This window comes from Amazonocrinis nigriterrae CENA67, from assembly GCF_016056305.1.
In the GTDB taxonomy this organism is placed as follows: Bacteria; Cyanobacteriota; Cyanobacteriia; order Cyanobacteriales; family Nostocaceae; genus Amazonocrinis; species Amazonocrinis nigriterrae.
The window spans coordinates 1-19,272 of sequence record NZ_JAECZC010000075.1 but is presented as its reverse complement, the minus strand read 5'-3'; the positions used below and the strand labels follow the sequence as shown (position 1 = coordinate 19,272).

At 39.1% G+C, this 19,272-nt stretch carries 16 protein-coding genes; 10 read left to right on the top strand and 6 right to left on the bottom strand.

Annotated features, from left to right (window positions below):
• Positions 1–49: 49 nt before the first annotated feature.
• Both I8748_RS27295 and I8748_RS27290 read left to right on the top strand, forming a co-directional pair.
• Positions 50–1,702 (top strand): mechanosensitive ion channel family protein, encoded by a 1,653-nt coding sequence (locus I8748_RS27295; protein ID WP_198127652.1) that lies wholly within the window; start codon positions 50–52, stop codon positions 1,700–1,702.
• A 237-nt stretch (positions 1,703–1,939) separates the two neighbouring features.
• Positions 1,940–2,764, top strand: a complete 825-nt coding sequence (locus I8748_RS27290) for a TlyA family RNA methyltransferase (protein ID WP_198127651.1) — start codon at positions 1,940–1,942, stop codon at positions 2,762–2,764.
• Positions 2,765–2,823: 59 nt separating this feature from the next.
• Here I8748_RS27290 and I8748_RS27285 read toward each other — a convergent pair whose 3' ends face one another.
• From I8748_RS27285 to I8748_RS27265, 5 genes are all read right to left on the bottom strand, one after another.
• A complete protein-coding gene (locus I8748_RS27285) occupies positions 2,824–3,090 on the bottom strand; it encodes a Calvin cycle protein CP12 (protein WP_198127650.1) in 267 nt (88 codons plus the stop codon).
• Between the two features lie 149 nt (positions 3,091–3,239).
• Entirely contained in the window at positions 3,240–4,592 is a 1,353-nt protein-coding gene (locus I8748_RS27280) for a GTP-binding protein (protein ID WP_198127649.1), read from the bottom strand.
• 269 nt (positions 4,593–4,861) lie between these two features.
• Positions 4,862–5,803 carry an extracellular catalytic domain type 1 short-chain-length polyhydroxyalkanoate depolymerase gene (locus tag I8748_RS27275; protein ID WP_198127648.1) on the bottom strand — a complete coding sequence of 314 codons (942 nt, stop codon included), beginning with the start codon at positions 5,801–5,803 and terminating at the stop codon, positions 4,862–4,864.
• A 131-nt stretch (positions 5,804–5,934) separates the two neighbouring features.
• Positions 5,935–6,174: a hypothetical protein gene (locus I8748_RS27270; RefSeq protein ID WP_198127647.1), complete on the bottom strand. Its 240-nt coding sequence runs from the start codon at positions 6,172–6,174 to the stop codon at positions 5,935–5,937.
• 315 nt (positions 6,175–6,489) lie between these two features.
• Entirely contained in the window at positions 6,490–6,867 is a 378-nt protein-coding gene (locus tag I8748_RS27265; RefSeq protein ID WP_198127646.1) for a hypothetical protein, read from the bottom strand.
• A gap of 25 nt (positions 6,868–6,892) precedes the next feature.
• On the opposite strand from I8748_RS27265, the gene I8748_RS36150 reads away from it, so the two are divergent.
• Together I8748_RS36150 and I8748_RS27255 are read left to right on the top strand one after the other, a co-directional pair.
• Positions 6,893–7,174, top strand: coding sequence for a hypothetical protein (locus I8748_RS36150; RefSeq protein ID WP_318781277.1), 282 nt, complete (start codon positions 6,893–6,895; stop codon positions 7,172–7,174).
• A 357-nt stretch (positions 7,175–7,531) separates the two neighbouring features.
• On the top strand, positions 7,532–8,128 hold the full coding sequence (locus I8748_RS27255) for a PEP-CTERM sorting domain-containing protein (protein WP_198127645.1): 597 nt from the start codon (positions 7,532–7,534) through the stop codon (positions 8,126–8,128).
• Between the two features lie 212 nt (positions 8,129–8,340).
• Here I8748_RS27255 and I8748_RS27250 read toward each other — a convergent pair whose 3' ends face one another.
• Complete coding sequence (locus I8748_RS27250) at positions 8,341–8,682, bottom strand: hypothetical protein (protein WP_198127644.1); 342 nt, start codon at positions 8,680–8,682, stop codon at positions 8,341–8,343.
• A 913-nt stretch (positions 8,683–9,595) separates the two neighbouring features.
• Here I8748_RS27250 and I8748_RS27245 point away from each other — a divergent pair.
• The 6 genes from I8748_RS27245 (at position 9,596) to I8748_RS27220 (ending at position 18,898) form a co-directional block, all read left to right on the top strand.
• On the top strand, positions 9,596–10,378 hold the full coding sequence (locus I8748_RS27245; protein WP_198127643.1) for an HAD family hydrolase: 783 nt from the start codon (positions 9,596–9,598) through the stop codon (positions 10,376–10,378).
• Positions 10,379–10,452: 74 nt separating this feature from the next.
• On the top strand, positions 10,453–11,628 hold the full coding sequence (locus tag I8748_RS27240; protein ID WP_198127642.1) for a DNA double-strand break repair nuclease NurA: 1,176 nt from the start codon (positions 10,453–10,455) through the stop codon (positions 11,626–11,628).
• Between the two features lie 413 nt (positions 11,629–12,041).
• A complete protein-coding gene (locus I8748_RS27235; protein ID WP_198127641.1) occupies positions 12,042–14,726 on the top strand; it encodes a PAS domain S-box protein in 2,685 nt (894 codons plus the stop codon).
• A 191-nt stretch (positions 14,727–14,917) separates the two neighbouring features.
• Complete coding sequence (phnD, locus tag I8748_RS27230) at positions 14,918–16,000, top strand: phosphate/phosphite/phosphonate ABC transporter substrate-binding protein (RefSeq protein WP_198127640.1); 1,083 nt, start codon at positions 14,918–14,920, stop codon at positions 15,998–16,000.
• Positions 15,997–17,781 (top strand): sensor histidine kinase, encoded by a 1,785-nt coding sequence (locus I8748_RS27225; protein WP_198127639.1) that lies wholly within the window; start codon positions 15,997–15,999, stop codon positions 17,779–17,781. Before phnD ends, I8748_RS27225 begins: the two co-directional genes overlap by 4 nt.
• Before the next feature lie 334 nt (positions 17,782–18,115).
• Entirely contained in the window at positions 18,116–18,898 is a 783-nt protein-coding gene (locus I8748_RS27220) for an FHA domain-containing protein (RefSeq protein WP_198127638.1), read from the top strand.
• Positions 18,899–19,272 lie beyond the last annotated feature (374 nt).

Here is a 19,272-nt window from a genome sequence, read left to right as displayed (position 1 = left end):
CCCTCTTTTAACGACTTATTTTAAATTAGAATATTTGAGGTAGAAATTAATGATATATACCCTGATAGGGCAAGCGGGAGAATCTTCAGCAAAACCTCCGTTAGTCTCAGCACTGCAAACTTTACCAACGAGCGCACAAATTACTTCATTCTTATATACCTTAGGTATATTTCTAGTTGTAGGCTTAGTACTTTATTTCTTACTTTTCTCTGTGCTGCGGGCATTTTTTCGCCGAACAGAAAAAGACACAGCTCTTCTGATCCTTGGCATTTCCCAAGCTCCTGCTACAGCTATTTTTATCTTTGCTAGTCTGAGAATCTCACTTAATCAACTAGGAACAGGAGGAATAATTGATTGGATTGGGCGAGGATTGATCGCTTTGTTGATAGCTGCTTTCACCTACTTGGTAAGTCGGTTATTTACGGAAGCAGCAGTCAATTATTTAAAAGACTACGCGCGCAAAACTGAAGCTGTTTGGGATGACGTATTAATACCGCTCCTGCAAAGTTTTATTCCAGTCATCACTTACGTGATTGGAATTTCCTTATTTTTTACCACCCTTGGGGTTGATTTAACAGGAATTGGGTTAGCAGTAGGTAGCATCACAGTTGTTTTGGGATTGGCTGTAAAAGATATTTTGAGTGATTTTTTCAGTGGCTTGGTGTTGTTAGTTGATACACCTTTTCGATTTGGAGATGTGATCTCCATGTCAGACGGATCAATTGCAATTATCAGAAACATTGGTATCCGCGTGACAAAACTCTACATGATTGAAGAGCATTGCGAGGTGTACGTACCAAACACATCTTTGGGAGGTCAAAATATTGTCAATCTCAGTCGTCCCACAACTCACTACGCTTATACAATTAGCGTTTCAGTCCGAGTTGATGCTGATGCAGTGGTAGCAACAAAGATTCTCGAAGAAATTGTTATTGGACATCCAGACACCTTGGGTAATCTTGATGACAAGCTGAAATATATAGACAATTTTTTTGCTCTCAAAGAGGCAGAGGGAGATAAACTCTCCAAGAAAGAAGCTGGACGACTGCGGATATTAGCAGAAAAAGATGTCAATAACCAACTAGAAAAAATTGAACAAGCATTTGACGATTTGATTAGAGAAATTAAAAAGACAGAAAAGGGAGGATTAAATGCAGAAGAACTGAAAATTATTCAAAAGAATTATTTGGAGATATTGAGTTTGGTTGGATTGGTAGTACTCACAGAACGTAAAGGTAAACGGCAGCGTTCTTGGTTAGAAGAAGAACAAGACTGGGCTGGTAAAAATAATTTAATTGACTTGATTCGTAACTGGTATCAAATATGGCTAAAAGACCCTGATTTAGTAGTAGAAGATCAACATATTCTACCCGATGAATGGGAACAGAAAATTGATATGCTTAAAATTAAAATGAATAGACTTTATCAGATAATTTCTAATCCGGGAGTCGATGAAACTAGGTTAGATGACTACGCTATGAAATTTGTCCAATGGCTACATGATAGTTTTAAAGAATCCAATACTGCCTGGAAACAACCGCAAGTTCAACTGACCGATATCCACGGTTCTGGTATGCAATTTTCTGTCAGGTTCTACATTGATAATCTTCAGTTAGAACATTGGCGGCGTGGTAATCGTGTCCAAAACGAGGTGCGTCGAGAGATGATCCGGCGGTTGAGACAAGCTTATGTTTACACCTAATACATCTAAGATTTGGGTTTTTAGATTGTGAAACTCAGTAAGGGCTGGTTCACTCATATCACCATTAATAATTGATAATATTTTTAAACCCGCCCCCTACTTGAATATTAGGATGTTAACCAAGTTATACTAATGGGTAATAAAGACATACAGAAGAAGGTTTGATAGAGTCTGTTGACAGCAAATTATTCTAAACTGATCTATCAATCACTAAATTCTTCCCAAACTTGGAGTTAATTGGTTAAACAACGACTTGACACTCTATTAGTAGAGTTAAATTTATGTGTTTCTCGCGCTTTAGCACAACGGCTAATTCAGGCGGGGGAAGTCACAGTTAATGACCAGGTAGTTGATAAACCTGGTACGGAAGTTGATATTTCGGCTGCAATAAAAATTAAAGAGCGATCGCGTTTTGTTTCTAGAGGCGGAGAGAAACTCGCCAAAGCTTTAGAATTGTTCGCTATCCCTACCGCCGGACGCGTTTGTTTAGATGGTGGAATTTCTACGGGTGGCTTTACCGATTGCTTACTACAAGCTGGGGCAAAACTAGTTTATGGTATTGATGTCGGTTACGGACAAGTTGATTGGCGGCTACGAAATGACCCGCGGGTGATTTTGCGGGAACGGACTAATTTACGTCATCTCGCACCCGCAGAACTTTATGGTGTGGCTGATCCTATTCCCGATTTAGCGGTGATGGATGTATCGTTTATTTCTTTAACTAAAATTTTACCCGCTGTGTGGCAGCTGACTCAACCTAACCGAGATGCAGTTTTGCTGGTCAAGCCACAGTTTGAAGTGGGAAAATCTCGTGTAGGCAAAAAAGGTGTAGTGCGTGACCCTAAAGACCATGCTGATGCTATTTTCCAGGTTTTGCAAGCTGCTTGCGAATTAGGATGGAAATACAAAGGCTTAACTTGGTCGCCAATTACTGGGCCCGCCGGTAATATTGAATATCTCTTATGGCTGGGAATGGAAAGTGAAACTCCACCGCCTGATTTAGAGATGATTCAGCAAATCACAAAATTAGCAACAGCTGATTTTCGGGAGATTGATAACTGATGACAGATGACGGCTGACACTCAACGGTCATCTGTCATCTGTCAGCAACTAACAATTAATTAAACGTCGTAGAGTAAACACTCTACTGATTCTGGATGTGTGTCACAATAGCTTTCTAAAGAGGTTTTGTGCTGTTTTGCTTGCTGTTGATGTGATTTTTCGGCTTGTAATTCTTCTACGATATCCCAGGCAACAGCGCAACCAGCAGAATTACTGCCATTGAGATCGCAGGTTTGACGAGCTTCATCAATAGCTTCTAAAATGGCTTGCTCAAGATTTTTAGTCCCAGAGTTAACAGCAGCTTGGACTAAGCCTAGAGTTGTCATGAATTTCTACCTTTTTGAGTGAGATAAACTTTATCCTTTTCTTATGTTGCATCTCAAATTGAGAATTTCGGGCAATTATCAGGAGAATTTGATAGAAATTGATAAAGTATCATAACCAGTAACAATTAGGAAAATATTTTTATTTATTCTCAATACTTTATTCCTAATTCTTGTTGCAACCGATACAGAATTGTATTGTGATCAACTTGAGAGAGAATTTCTGCAATTACGGTACTGGCACCTAATTGTCCCCAAGTGCAGCCTTTTTCTAGATATACTTGGGCGGCTTTACCTACAGAGTAAGCCCCATAAGCGGCGATACCTGCTTGAGCGATCGCACCACCAGCATAGGCAGTAATATTGGTAGGATTTTCACCACTGGCTAAAGCAGCGGTACTCTTGCCCAAACCTAATAAAAAACTACTACCTAATTCACTCAGTAGTAAGCCACCAGAACTGAATAAAATCGTTTTTAAAATTTTACTAGCCTCATAGCTAGTCATGGGCAAACCATATAATCTTGCTAAAGAGCGAATCAAAGCTAAATCCGCAACACCTCCGCCCAAGATATCTAAAAAGGCAATAGGATTGAGCATTACAGCCAAAGCTTTGTATTTAGTAAATTGCCAAATGATGTCTTCGGCTTCTTCTTCGCGTAAATCGATGGTTTTTTGAGCGATCGCGGCTTCTGCATCTCGTGCTTGAACCAGTGCGTTTAAAGCCAAAAGCGATCGCCCCTCCCGATTGAGAATATTCAAAATTGTCTGCTGGAGTTCCTCTACTTGGGTTGGTGGTGTTTCCCATTCGTAACTCACACGACCATCAGGCCATTCAACCCGCACTTCCATTGGTGCTGGTTCCGCTGCGACCATGACAATTTCATCAGGTAGTAGAGGTTTAGCACCATAACCTGCACCCAATTCTTGTAAATTTTTGTAAATCGCTGCCCGGTCTACATCTGGATATAAATCAATTTTGTTAAACACCAAAATCAGCGGTTTTTGTGCTTGTCGCAATTCCAGCAAGGCTTGATATTCAGTGCGGGTGATATCACCAGACACGACAAACAAAATTAAATCTGCCTGACGCGCCACTTCTCGCGCCATTTGCGCCCGTGATTCTCCTTCAATTTCATCTAGCCCAGGAGTATCAATTAACTCTACCTGTACTTTACCTCCTGGTTGCCACCGTACCGAACGCGGCCATTGAGTGACACCGTTCAAAGGCCCAGTTTGCAGAATCTTATCTCCCAGTAAGGCATTTAACACCGCTGATTTACCACGACTCACCAAACCAAAGGCTGCAATTCTAATCACATTAGAGTCAAGTTTGTTGAGTGTGGAATTCAAAGCTTCTAATTCTGGTTTCACCAAACCTGCTAATTCTGGGTTCGATGAAAATTGTCCAGACTTACGAAGATATCCATACCAGGATAGCGCTTGTCTGAGACTGGCGCGGGCGCGGTTTAAGTGAGTTTCTTGCAGATTACGATAACCTGACATAATATCAGTAGTTTTATAGGTAATGCTTTAATTAGTATAAAATCCTTATTCTACAAGCATTCTAGCTAATTTAAAGCATAAGCGGTCTATTTTTTCCTGACTGGTATTTTCGGTGTTGCTGATTGAAAATATGAATTTGCCTCACGCAAAGGCAAGGCAGCGCGTTGCGGGGGTTCCCCCCGTTGTAGCGACTGCCGCGCAAAGGCGCAAAGGTACAAAGAAAAAGATATGAAGTTAAAATCTGAGCCAGTTAAATAGACGACTTGATATTAAGACAAACTGTGGCGTTGAAAAAAGTTCCAAATTGTTTCACTGGCGTTCAGTCCCAGCTTAGCATTGAATCTATTTACGCTCTCGTCAGTTGAAGCACCACCAGGCCAGAAATGTCCACCGTTTACTACCGCTAGATGCCAGACTTCTGAGTTACCATTGCAACCTGTGTAGAGAGAGGTTTTGACTTTATGTTCAGAAAACTGAGAAGATTTATGTGATGAGGTACATTGATCGTGCGATCGCCAAAAGTTTACCATATCTCTTATAGAAACCAGCGCTCCTCGTTGAGTGTGGTCATCACCTTCGTAGAGTACATCGCGATCGCTTGTACCGTTGATCATTAACATCGATATGGGAGTTTGAGGTTGGCAATTAGGTTTGAGTCGAACTGGAAGCGAACCGGCTACTGATGCAAAACCAGCAATTTTATTAGGTAACTTACAAGCCAGTGCTTGGGTCAGGATTCCACCTCTAGAAAAACCGGAGGCATAAATTTTATGACTATCAATATTTATTTGTTGCTTCAGATGATCAATCAAAGCACTGACAAACAAAACATCATCTACCTTTCCTTTAGCATTACCTCTCAGGCTCCATTTTTGGTCAATTCCATCTGGATAAACAACAATAAATCCTTTTTGATTTGCTAATTTATTGAAGCGAGTCACATTACTTATAGACCGACCACTACCATTATCTCCATGAAACACGAAAACTAAAGGCATCGGGTGTTTTTTATTATCAGATTTGGGAATGTAAAAATAGTAGGTTCGTAACTTTCCTTGGTCATATAGCTTTCCATAATTATCACCCTTGACGATTTTTCTTGGAGCTATATTTTTTTCTTTTGCTTGGGTAGAATCACAGGCTAAAAGTAAAGTAGTGAGTATAAATATAAGTATTTTTTGAAAATTCCGATATTTGTAGTATATATTCATGTGAGCTAAATTTACTCGTACAACATACTTTTATTATTCGATTATGAGTATCCAAAGTCTCATTTAACAACAAAATTTTACCAAATAGAGACTAACAACTGAATTAGGGTTGTTAGTCTCTATTTGAGATATTAAACTCTTACATTCACATAACGAGCAGGAACTCTAATTCTAACCCAATTGTTACCGCGTCTTACTGTTTCCCAATGTGCAGGAATTAACTTACGTTGATATCGGACAACAGGTTTACGCACAACAGCAACTTTATGAACGTTGGGTTTAGCAATAATTTGTGCTGCCGATGCCTGTGATGGGAAGGAAGAAATTGCAAATGGTAGAGCAAGTAATGTACCTAATAGAATACGTTTCATGTTCAAATCCTATGAATTAATTTGCTTGAGTTTTCTACAGCATTCCTGATTAATTGTGAAAATATATTCTTACCTAAGATTTAAAATTAGAGTAATTTTTGCTTGTTTCACGACTGCATTGGTTTGCTGTATTGTTTTCAGTTTAAAATACTAAATCAGAATACACAGTGGAATAAAGTCATAATTTCAGTATGACGAAAGTCATATTAAGCAATTCACAATTACCTGATTACTTACCCTCATAAAGACAAAAACTTTACCATCAAAAAATCCCCTACTTGAGGGGATGCTGTAAACAGTTAGCAAAACCTGTGATTATTGTTTTAGTATGATTACCAGTTCCTCCAGAAGCAACTTAGCTTTGTAGAGACTCAGCAACTTCTCCTGATCATAGCGATCGGGGTATTCCATTCTTTTACCTTCCATCGATATCCTAATCAGCGCCATTTGTTCATCAGTCGGAGAGTTTATCTCATCAAGTGCTGTACTCATATTCTCAAAGCTGGCGAAACTAGGAGTTTTCAAACCTCTCCTTTCCTTCAACTGATGTAATGCTAATCCTGGGAACGCTAGCAAGGATGTGATATGGCTGACTTTGTACCCTGCATTCCCTGTTGGTCTGACACTGTACCTGAGACATAACGCCTTCAATTCTTGAAGTGTCATCGCTTCAAGTTCTGACCTTGTGAACATAAAATATAATTACCTCTTGATAAAAGTGGTATCGGTGGTGAACGGTTTGCCAGACAGTCAACACCGCCGATTTAAAACCTACACCGATGCGCGCATCGACATAAAGCTATATTTATATTTCTACACAATGACTAAAGCTAAGGGTAGACCTGAGAATTTTGGAAACCAACCAAGCAAAGAATTAACTGACAATCTCAGCTTTCGTGTTACTAAGCAGATGAAGGAAGAGGTGAAGGCTAAAGATAACCCTCCAGAGTTTTGTCGTCAAGCGATTCAAGAAAAGCTAGATAGAGAGAAACAAAACTAGTGGTCTGTCCCATTAATTATGGGGGCTGAAATAACGAACCACCCTTCGGGTTCAGCAGTGACGCTCCTGCGTCGAAGATCGCTGCGAAGATCGCAATCGACGCAAGGCGCCAAGATTGCGACTGCTTCACAAAGGACGCAAAGAACGCTAAGAAAGAGGAAAACAAAGAAAAATTGAGCTTCACCATAGCAATCTGATTATGTAAAGTTTCACAAAAAAGTGCTGAACTTCATTAAATGATTACAGTTGATACCGTAGTTTTATGCAGTATTTACGTATATATATTTCTATTGTAAGCTGACTGTTGTTTGATGCATGAATATGTGCATCAATTCAATCAGTTTTGGATTTTTAACAATGAAAAACATTTTCGCCAAAATCAGCAAGGTTGCAGCAACCAGTGCTGCTTTGACTGTTGCGATCGCTGGTGCTACTAATAACTCAGCTTTGGCTGTTGATTTCAACTTTAATTGGTTAGGTGATGCTGGTTATTCAGCAACAGGTTCATTCAGCTATGACGAGGCTACAGCACCCACAATTATTTCAGAAAGTGGTAGTGGAGCAACCGACTATTTACAATCCTTGAGCGTTTCTTTCTTAGATCCATCTAATAATCTTCTTGGAACTTATAACACCGTTGCTGGTGGAGTGTCACAATCTAATTTCTTCTCTTTCAACTTTGATACTTCCACTAAGTCATTGTTTGGCTCCTTTAATGTAGGAGGAGGGACAGGTGTAATTGGGGAATATTTCTTTCTGGGAACGATTGGTGATTCTTTAGAATTACGTCAGGATGTTGATCAAGCGGGAACATCAACAAGATTAGATCAAAATTCTGGCTCTATTCAGGTATATAAAGTTCCTGAACCTGGTTCTATGTTGGGTTTGCTGGCGTTGGCTGGCTTGGGTGTAGGTACAACTTTGAAGAAAAGCAAGTCTCTTGTTAGAAATTAGGGCTTTCTAATCAGAGCTTGCTAAATTTACTCCCTGTTACTGAACGATTAGGGATATCATTACAACTTTAGCATTGTTTCAATCAGTAATTTTGAAATAATCAAAAAAGCTAAGATATTCCCATTATTGAGTTTCTGAAAAGTTGAATTTAGGAATTAGCGTAGAGACACTATATATAGATAGTGTCTCTACTTAACTAACAAACTGATAAACTACCACCAAATCCGGTTGCCATTTTCATCGACTCGTGCTTGGCGAATTACATCAGAAATTTCTTCTGCATCTTTGACGTGGTGGAGTGCCTTTTTCTCACCATTTGGTTCATCCACGACGAAGTATGTCGGGACTGTAATATGGTCGCCTGTGATGTCTGGTGAATCTACTGCAACTTGTTTTGCTTTTTCTTCAACGGATTGGCTGTCATCAATGCGATCGCCTGGATTGGCTGTTAAGTTTCTTTCTTTGACATTTGGCTCATCTTGGGAATGCCAATCTTCACTTACTGGTTGATGAGTATCTGGTACATTATTTTGTTTTTCTACTTCTTTAGTCATGGCTTTCTCAGAAATTCTAATTTAATGTATTTACCACAATCTAATGTAGAAAAATAAAGCTATAAAGCGTTCTTTCTCTAGAGATAGTTTCTGATGAAATTCTAATTTACATGCCTAAAGTTATATAACTGATGATTGATGACTGATGTCAAGTAACAACTAACAACTGACAACTGACAATTTTCATTTTACTTATTTGGTTGGAATGAAGAGTTAGGGTAGCCTTCTCAAGATAGGTGAAAATCCTCAAAAAATTTACCAAATTATAGGCTTTTACCTTGGTGTCTTAATGCCTCACTAAGGTACTAGCCTGCCAAAAAGATTTTGACAGGCACAGGGAAAGGGTAAAGGTTTTTAATTCCTTTCCCTTTATCCTTTTCCCTTTACCCAGTCTTCACCTGTCAGCATTTGCGTGGTGAACTAGTACTAAGACACCAAGAAAAATATATTACATCTTGAAAGAGCTAGAGTTCAGAGGAGGGAGTGCGTTCGGTCGCCAGACTTGTACCGCTAACGCAAAACTGCAAGGTAGCAACTGCCTTTTAGGAGTTAAGAGTTTTATCTGCCCCCTCATCTCCCTTATCTTCCTCATCTTTGATGGTATTATTTGTGTTGGGTACAAATAAGTACTTATGTTTCAAGCATTAATTAAACCGTTGCAGTACGGTTTTATCCAACGATCGCTAGTGATTGCCATGCTGCTATATAAGCTATTTTTATAATTTACCCTCTGGCCCAGCGATCGTATTAGTCGTGTCTGGCTTATTTTTATTGGCATTACTATTCAGTCCTAGACACGGTATTTTTACTCATCGTCAAGCACAAGCCAAATTGGCAGTGGAAACTATTCCTGATACAGAAAAATAATTGCTGATCAAGTAAGCTGACAACAGCAGTTTTCATCCTCAAAACAATGACAGCAACTAGTCCCACGATTTTAGCCTTAGACTTTGACGGAGTGATTTGCGACGGACTAATTGAGTATTTTGAGGTAGCGTGGCGTACCTACTCTCTAATTTGGTCGCCAGCTAACGATACACCACCAGATGATTTAGCATTGAGATTTTATCGCCTACGGCCTGTAATTGAAACCGGTTGGGAAATGCCTGTTTTGATTAAAGCGTTGATAGATGGAATTTCTGATGACAAGATTCTTCAGGAATGGGTGACTATTGCCCCGCAAATTTTGTTAGACGATAAAATACAGGCTAAAGACATTGGTGCAAAACTAGACAACCTACGAGATGAATGGATTAACACCGATTTAGAAGGTTGGCTAAGTTTGCATAAATTTTATCCGGGAGTGGTGGAAAAAATCAAAATCACTATTGACAGTGCAGTCCAAGTATACATTGTCACTACCAAAGAAGGACGTTTTGTAGAGCAATTATTGCAACAAGAAGGGGTAAGTTTACCACCAACAGCAATTTTTGGCAAAGAAGTGAAGCGCCCCAAATATGAAATTCTGCGAGAATTAATTCAGGCAGCAGAAAAGCCAGTAAGTTTATGGTTTGTAGAAGACAGACTCAAGACATTACAGTTAGTCCAACAGCAAACCGACTTAGACGATGTACAACTATTCTTAGCAGATTGGGGATATAATACTCAACCAGAAAGGAAAGCTGCACAAAACGATCCGCGAATTCAGCTATTATCACTTTCTCATTTTGCTAAAGATTTTTCTGCTTGGCTTTAATTGCCTGAAAAACGAGGAGTTATTATTTAACTCCTAACTCCTCACTTTCAACTCCTAACTCCTCACTCACATTTATGCTTGATTTAACAAAATTAGCGCGACAAATGCAGGGTTTAAGTCAGCATCTTAGCTTAGAAGCTGCTGCCAGTCGCCAGCGTTTAGAATTAGCTCAACAACATCTAAAAAATGCTTACAATTCTCAACAAGATTTAGTTGATCGCCAGGAAAAATGGCGCGATCGCATTCTCTTTGCTAATGCTACCCCCATTGAGCCACTAGAAACTTGCATTGATATTTCTGTGCCGCCAAAGGTACATACCGTTGTTGCTACTGACGGTTCGCAAATTGCCCCCAATCATCACGAAATTGCTTATTGCTATCTTTTAAATATTGGCAGAGTCGTCTTGCACTACGGACAAAACCGCCATCCAGTACTCGATAGTTTGCCAGAAGTATTTTATCGCCAGGAAGATTTATACATGTCCCGGCAGTGGGGAATTAGAACTGAAGAATGGATGAGTTTTCGCCGCACAGCCAGCGAAGCCACAGTCTTAGCAGAACTTGCATGTGAAGCCAAAGGGGAAGCACCAACCCTCGCAATGGTAGATGGTTCGTTAATTTACTGGTTTTTAGAACAGTTGCCTTTGGATGCACGCGATCGCATTTTACCCCCAGTTTTGGAAGCTTGGAAACAGATGCGTGATGCCCAAATTCCTTTGATGGGTTATCTTAGTGCCGCCCGCAATATTGAAGGCATGAACTTTTTACGTTTGTTAGCCTGTACCCATCCAGTACCCGACTGTCTCACTTTTTGCCCGAATCAGCTAGAAAAAGTCCCTTGCAAAATTTTTGAACCTTTGCGAGATACTGCCCTTTGGTCAACCCAACTCCAACCAGGACAACGCGGCCCTCTCTGGCGCAGTAATGCCAGGATTCTAGAACTCTACGGTGAACAAACTATCTACTTTTGTTATGTCCATGTTGGCACAGAAATTGCCCGGATAGAAGTTCCTCAGTGGGTAGCTGAAAATACAGCAATGTTTGACCAAGCACTGGGATTAATGCTAGGACAAGTACAAAAAGGATATGGCTATCCTGTAGCGATCGCAGAAGCACACAATCAAGCCGTAGTCAGAGGCGGAGATAAAGCCCGTTTCTTTGCCCTTTTAGAAAGACAAATGATTAAAGCAGGTTTGAGAAATGTGGGAACTTCCTACAAAGAAGCACGCAAACGGGGGAGTATTGCTTAAATAATTTAATTTATGTAACACTTCTTATTTAAAATCCCAAAAGTCAACGTTGAGTTTACAGTTTTTTAGGGAAATATATATCCAGTAGAAAAAAGAGTAAAAAGTAACTTTTCTCTCCGTGTAGGCAACATGTTATAGTCTTCACATCTACCATCAACTTGATTTTGTGCTTCCTTCCATAGCTAAAAGACCCAGAAGTTAATTTGGGTACTTATTGGGCTTGAAAATATCTCATGGCTATGGATGTTTTAGCGGCAAAAAGTATATGAACTTAGGGGCTTATAAATAAATATCATCTTGTAATTATTCTGAACTGACAGCCAGTCATCAGTCAACAAATTTCAAGCAAATATTTTATTTCTGGGATTTCCTTTATACAGTGAACATCTATCAAAAAATGGATGAAACAAGCTATGTCTGAGTACAAACAATCAGAAGAAACATACTCTAGATTTTTTTCACTTTCCCTAGATTTATTTTGTATTGCGAGTTTTGATGGTTATTTTAAACATTTAAACCCAGCATGGACAAAAATACTAGGTTGGTCAACTCAGGAACTGCTGGAAAAACCATTTATTGAATTTGTTCACCCAGAAGACCGCGAATCCACTATTTTAACTGCTCAAAACCTAGAAAATGCCGTAGATACAATTTCTTTTGAAAACCGCTATCTTTGTCAGGATGGCTCCTACAAATGGTTGTCTTGGAATGCAAATTTAGATATTGACAAAAAGTTAATTTATGCGTTAGTTCATGATATTAGTGTTCATAAAGAAAATGAGCTAGCTTTACAAAATTATATTCAAGAATTAGAAGCTTTTAAATTTGCTTTAAACGCACACTCACTAGTAGCTATCACTGATAAAAAAGGGACTATCACTTATGCTAATGATTTATTTTGTCAAGTTTCTAAATATTCTAGGGAAGAACTTTTAGGTCAAGACCACCGGATTATTAATTCTGGTTATCACTCCAAAGAATTTTTTGAGAAATTATGGAGAACAATTTCTCAAGGAAAAATCTGGAAGGGAGAAATTAAAAATAAAGCTAAAGACGGCTCTTTTTATTGGGTGGATACTCTTATTGCCCCACTATTAGGTTTCGATGGAAAACCTCATAAATATGTAGCAATTCGTACAGATATTACAAAACGTAAGCTTTCAGAGATGGCTTTATTGGAGCGATCGCACCTATCATTGTTGAGTGCAGAAGTGAGTTTGGCTTTATCTCAAAGTGGGACGCTTCCAGAAATCCTTCAGCATTGTACAAACAGCATGTCCCAGTATTTGAGTGTTGCTTTTGTTTGTATCTGGACTTTTGAACGACAAACAAATCAGTTGCAATTGCAAGCTGGTGTTCATTGCACAAATTTTGAATGTAGTGCTTTAAGTAATACTCAAGATTTTCCTCATCACATGGTTTTAGCCAAAAATTACATTGGTATGATGACTAAAACCCGTCAAGCGATTTTAAATGAAGAAGTTAGTATTCATAACCAAGAAAAACTTTTAGATGCTGCATTCTCCAACTTATTATTTTCTGCTTATCCATTAATTGTAGAACAACAATTAATTGGTATTATCGCTTTCTTTAGTAAACAAATATTTACAGAAGCAACTCATAATCTGTTAAATTGGATTACAAATAATATTGCCGTTGCGATTGATCGAATTTGGGCACGAGAAGAACTCCTCAGTCGTCGAGAAGCTTTATTACTAAGTTTAGCTAGTCAAATTCGTAGTTCCCTTGACCTTGATACTATTCTGGAAACTGCTGTTAATGAAATCCGCAGCTTGTTGCAAGTTGACCGCTGTTATTTTTTGCAATATTTGCCCCATTCCTCTCAATCCACACTGACTATTTCTCATGAGGCAAGGCAATATAATTTACCTTCTATGTTAGGTAGTATACCGCTGCAAAATAATACCTTTTTAACCAATAAACTTGTTAGTCAAGAAATAGTTTGTATCGATAATATTCACAGAGAAATTCAACTCGATCAGAATATCCAAGCACTGCTGAAGGAGTTTGATATTACTTCTTGGCTGCTACTCCCAGTTAAAAGCCATTCTGAAGAATTTGGGGCAATTGTTTGTAGTCATTGCAGTGGCGAACGCGTTTGGAGTAATAGTGATATTGGACTGCTGCAAGCTGTTACCGATCAACTAGCGATCGCGATCGATCATGCCCAACTTTACACTCAAAGTCGTGCTGCTACACTAGCCGCTCAAACTCAAGCAGAAAAACTCACCGAAGCTTTGCATAAGTTGCAGCAAACTCAATCTCAACTGATTCAGCACGAAAAAATGTCTAGTTTAGGACAATTAGTGGCTGGAGTTGCCCATGAAATAAATAACCCAGTTAATTTTATTCATGGTAATTTAAGTTATGCCAATGAATATTTTCAAGAATTATTAAGCCTCTTACAACTATATCAACAAACCTATCCCAATAGCACGCCAGAAATTGAAGATTTTTCTGAAGAAATTGACTTAGATTTTTTGATTAATGACTTATCAAAAATTTTATCTTCCATGAATATGGGCACTAACCGGATTCGTGAAATTGTGCTGAGTCTGCGAAACTTTTCGCGCCTTGATGAAGCTGAAAAAAAGTTAGTTGATATTCATGAAGGAATTGAAAATACATTGCTGATTTTGCACCATCGTTGGAAAAATAGTGGTAATGGGCTTGGTATATCTTTAATTAAAGAATATGGTGATTTGCCCTTAGTCGATTGCTATCCAGGGCAGTTAAATCAGGTATTTATGAATATTATCACTAATGCCATTGATGCTTTAGAAGAATCATTTATTAACAAAAAAACTCCTGAAAAACCACAAATTAGAATTCGGACTGAAGTTTTAGATAAAAATCTTGTTTCTATCAGGATTGCTGATAACGGTTCTGGAATGACTGAAGAAGTGAGAGCGCGTTTATTTGATCCATTTTTCACAACTAAACCTGTGGGTAAAGGAACAGGTTTAGGACTCTCCATTAGCTATCAAATTGTAGTAGAGAAACATGGTGGAAATTTGCAGTGTCTATCAGAATTAGGAAAAAGCACAGAGTTCTGGATTCAAATACCCGTCAAATAAATTAATAGAGACACGCTAAAGCACGCCTTTACTGGTTTTTAAGCAATCAAAATTTGCCTTTTCACGCAAAATTGTTACCTTTACATTTTTTTTAGGGAAAAATAGATTTAACCTAATACTGAGTAAACAATCCTCTGGGTTGCTAGCCACAGTCTGGGAATTTTTCAGCTATCTATAATTTGAATAATTTTATGGAGAAATGCATAGACACACACAGGCTGACTCCTAAACATCGCTTATTGAGCAAAAGCAGAGTTTTGTTTTTAGCAATGGTTATGGCGTTACTGGGTGCAGGCTGTACAGAAAAAGTATCTGGAAGTCATCAGTCTGTTGTGGAAAAGGCTTCAGCGACTAGCAAATATCACTTATCTACCTTAAAAATTGGGGTGTTGCCAGCGCAAAGTCGTACAGAACAAGAAAGGATGATTAAATCCTTAAAAGAATACTTAGAGCAGTCTTTTGAGCGAAAAGTTGATACCGAATCGCCAGCCAACACCTTGGAGGGACAAGGGAGGCGAGAGAGACAAGGAACGCAAGGGACACAAAAGACACAGAAAGTACAATCTGTGAGTACCATTTCCTTTGATTTCCAGATTAGTAAGGATTATAAGGAAATTATTGACTTACTGGTGGAGGATAAGCTCGATATGGCTTATTTAGGGCCTTTAGGCTATGTTGAGGCAGTAGAGCAGGGTGCTAAAGTTGAACCATTGGTTACTGCGATCGATAAATACACCAGGCAACCTTGGTATCGGTCGTGTATTCTCGTCAAACAAGATAGTCCCATCAAAACTCTTAAAGACCTCAAAGGCAAGCGCATATCCTTTGTAGACACATCATCAACATCTGGGTATTTAATGCCCTTGGCGACATTTCATAAACTTGGTATTAATCCCCAGCGGGACTTTGCTCAAGTTATCTATGCTGGCAGCCATAACAATAGTATGGATGCACTACAAAATGGCATTGTTGATGCAGCAGCCACTAACATTCCCTCCTACCTCAAGTATCAAAAAAGTGGTAAGCTCAAACATCAAAGCTGGAAAGTCCTGTGGGAATCTGCTCCTATAACAAATTCCCCTATAGTAGTATCTAAAAAACTACCTCCTGAGTTAATCCAACAGCTGAAACAGACTTTTATTAATAGCCCAGATGGTCTTGAAGATATCACGGGAATTGAGTCTGCTGGATACACTCTTGTTAACCCTTCAGATTACGCTTCTATTCAGCAACTCCACAAAGATCTGAAATCAATTTCTATTCCGGCAAAATGAAAATCTCTACAAAGTTTTTCACAGGTGCGGCTGTATCTGTCGGACTCATAGTAGCTGTTCTGGTTGGCAATATTGTAGTTGTGCAGCAAATCAGACAAACTATCCGTGAGAAAACCAATCAAAGTACTGAAACTGTCAAACTTGCCCTGGCAGTCAAAAATGCTTTGAAGTCTGAAATTATTGGACTGAAGGATGCTATTTTACTGAGAACTGATGATACAGAAGTAATCAAGTTTTCAACTGAGTTTCTAGACTCACTCAATGAGTTAGAAAAGTTGCTCCCAGATGCTCCGGAAATCTCAGTGATTCGTCGTCGTCACCAGTTTCTGAGCGAGATGGTAAGCCAGCTAACCTACTTAAATTCTAGTCAAACTCGTTTGGCAGATTCTCAGCAGTATTTTCTCAGTATCAACGCCTTTAGTAGAGATATTGAGTTGTTCGTTGACCAGCTGGTTGAACGTGCTAATCAACAGCGCATATTAGTAGAGGAGCAGTTGAATAGCCTTTATCAAGTGCAGAGAATTATTACCTTTATAGTTGTGCAAGTAATTATAATTTTGTTTGCCGTGATATTTGTGCTGATCTGGCGTCCTATAATCAAGTCTTTGCAGACTTTACAGGTGGGAACGGCGGAGATTGCAGCGGGAAACCTAGACTACCGCCTAGATATTCGGACGGGTGATGAAGTAGAAGACCTGGCTAAAGCATTTAACCATATGGCAATGAAACTAGCCCAATCCCGTGAAACATTGATGAGAAATACTGAATTAACCCAAATGAACCAGCGCTTAGAGGTGGAAATTTCTGAACGCAAACAAGCAGAAACAGAACTCCAAAAAGCTTTACAAGAACTCCAAAACACCCAAGCTCAACTAATTCAAACTGAGAAAATGTCCAGCTTAGGTCAGCTTGTGGCGGGGGTAGCACATGAAATTAATAACCCGGTAAACTTTATCTACGGCAATATCACTCACGCCAATAAATATACTCAAGAACTGCTAGAGTTAGTCAACCTTTACCAAGAAGAATTTCCTAACCCAGGACACAAGATTCAGGAAAAGTCAGAGGAAATTGACTTAGAGTTTTTGTTAGATGACCTCCCCAAAATCCTCAGTTCGATGAAAATGGGATCTCAAAGAATTCAGCAGATTGTTTTGTCTTTACGCACCTTTTCTCGTCTGGATGAAGCAGACATGAAAGAGGTCGATATTCACGAAGGTATTGATAGTACGCTGTTGATTTTGCAGAATCGACTAAAAGCCAAGCCAGAGTGTACAGATATTGAAGTTATTAAGCAGTATGGCAAGCTGCCTTTAGTGGAGTGCTATGCAGGGCAGTTAAATCAAGTGTTTATGAATATTATTAATAATGCGATCGATGCTTTGCAAGAGTCAGTAGTCAGTCGTCAGTGGTCAGTAGTTAATACAAAAACAATGGACAACAAACAACTGACAACTGACAAACCACAGATTCTCATTCATACCGAAGTGACCAGCAATAATCGAGTGGTAGTGCGAATTGTTGACAATGGTACAGGGATGACAGAAGAAGTGAGACAAAAGTTATTTGACCCATTTTTCACCACTAAACCTGTGGGACAAGGAACAGGACTAGGTTTATCGATTAGCTACCAGATTATTGTGCAGAAACACTCTGGAATACTGCGGTGTGAGTCCCAACCGGGAAAAGGAACTGAGTTTTGGATTGAGATACCCTTGCGTCAGGAGAGAAAACAGGTGGTATTTCCAACTGTACCGGAAAATTTACATGCGATCGCTTAATACTCCTTTGATTTTAAAGGATTAGGAAGCAGGGGGAGATGAGGGGGATGAGGGGGATGAGGAAGATGAGGGGGATGAGGAAGAAATTATAGCCGTGGTCATGTGTGTTAGGACACTGCTGATTGCTCAAAGCCTTGAATTAACTAGGTTTTTACTCAGCACTCAGCACTTTGCTATAACTACTCATGCTTCCTGTTTCAACATGCAAGTTGAATGCCCATGAGCTTATCACTAGATTTGATTGTGCTAGGTTTGAAATGCAAAGTTAAAAGTTGCCTTCTCTGATATACCTTCCGCTAAATAATCTAGAAATTGCTCTTTTAAAAAACAAGCCATGCAAAATATCAACACTTTTAACACCACAGGCCTAAGTTTAGAGCTGTTGCATGTCCAAACCAATACTTCCTTTGGGTTTCCCCCAAATTCTGCTGTTATTCGCATCGGTAAGCCAAATGACCAAATTCCACCTGACCTTGATCTTTCCAGCTTGCCAGATGTTGAAGTTGTTTCTCGTATTCATGCACAAATTCGAGTAGAAGAAAGTAATTATTTTATTGAAGATTTAGATAGCTCTAACGGAACGTTTCTCAACAATATCAAGCTGGAACCTAGAACTCCCTATCAACTGAAACCAGGAGATAGAATCGACTTTGGACAAGGAGCTAAAGTAACATTTATTTTTCAAGATAAACAACTTCAAAATAATATCGTTGCTACTTCAAATTCTACTAGTATTTTGCCGCAAACTGCCATTCATCAAGGACAAATCCCTGTTGATAAAACAACCAAGTTTATTGGTTTGGCTTTGATGGCTGTATCTGCTGTCATTTTAACTGCGAATATTCGCGTTGGTCTTTTTGTTAGTATTCCCGCATTCTTGCTATGTGGTGCTGGGGCTTTTATTCTTCTTCAGCGGCGAGTTAGCCCTAACTTAGGATGGATTTTGATAGCGCTAGGAGTCCTAGTTATCGTCTTTACTGGTAAGATATTTGCGTCAATTAATCTTTTATTGCTGCTGACCTTAGCAGTTTTATTCTTCGCTGGTTATCAGCTTTTCACCACGGGAAAAATCTTAGATTACGATTTGCGATCGCTTCAGAGATTAATCAAGAAGTAGCCAATAATAAAAGAAGCAGCAAAGCATGAATTAAACACTGCAATGTTGTTAACAAATAGTCACAAAAACAGGGTCGGTCAATATGTCTGAGAATACACAAAAGTTAGCAAATTCTGACCACAGCGTAGGCAACATCATGATTATCTCTCTACTAGCCTTCTGTGGACTAACTTTCATCATTCTTTTAGGACTTTTCTAGGGCTTGACTGTGCGTTCAAAAACTTCACTGGAAGCAGATTAACTAGATCTGCTTCCATTATTAATGTTTGTAATCTAAAAAAATTAAACGTGAGTTCGACCAACCTCTCATACCAAGTTGCATTCAGAGATATATCGCTTCGGGAGCAGGGGGAGCAGGGGGAGCAGGGGAGCAG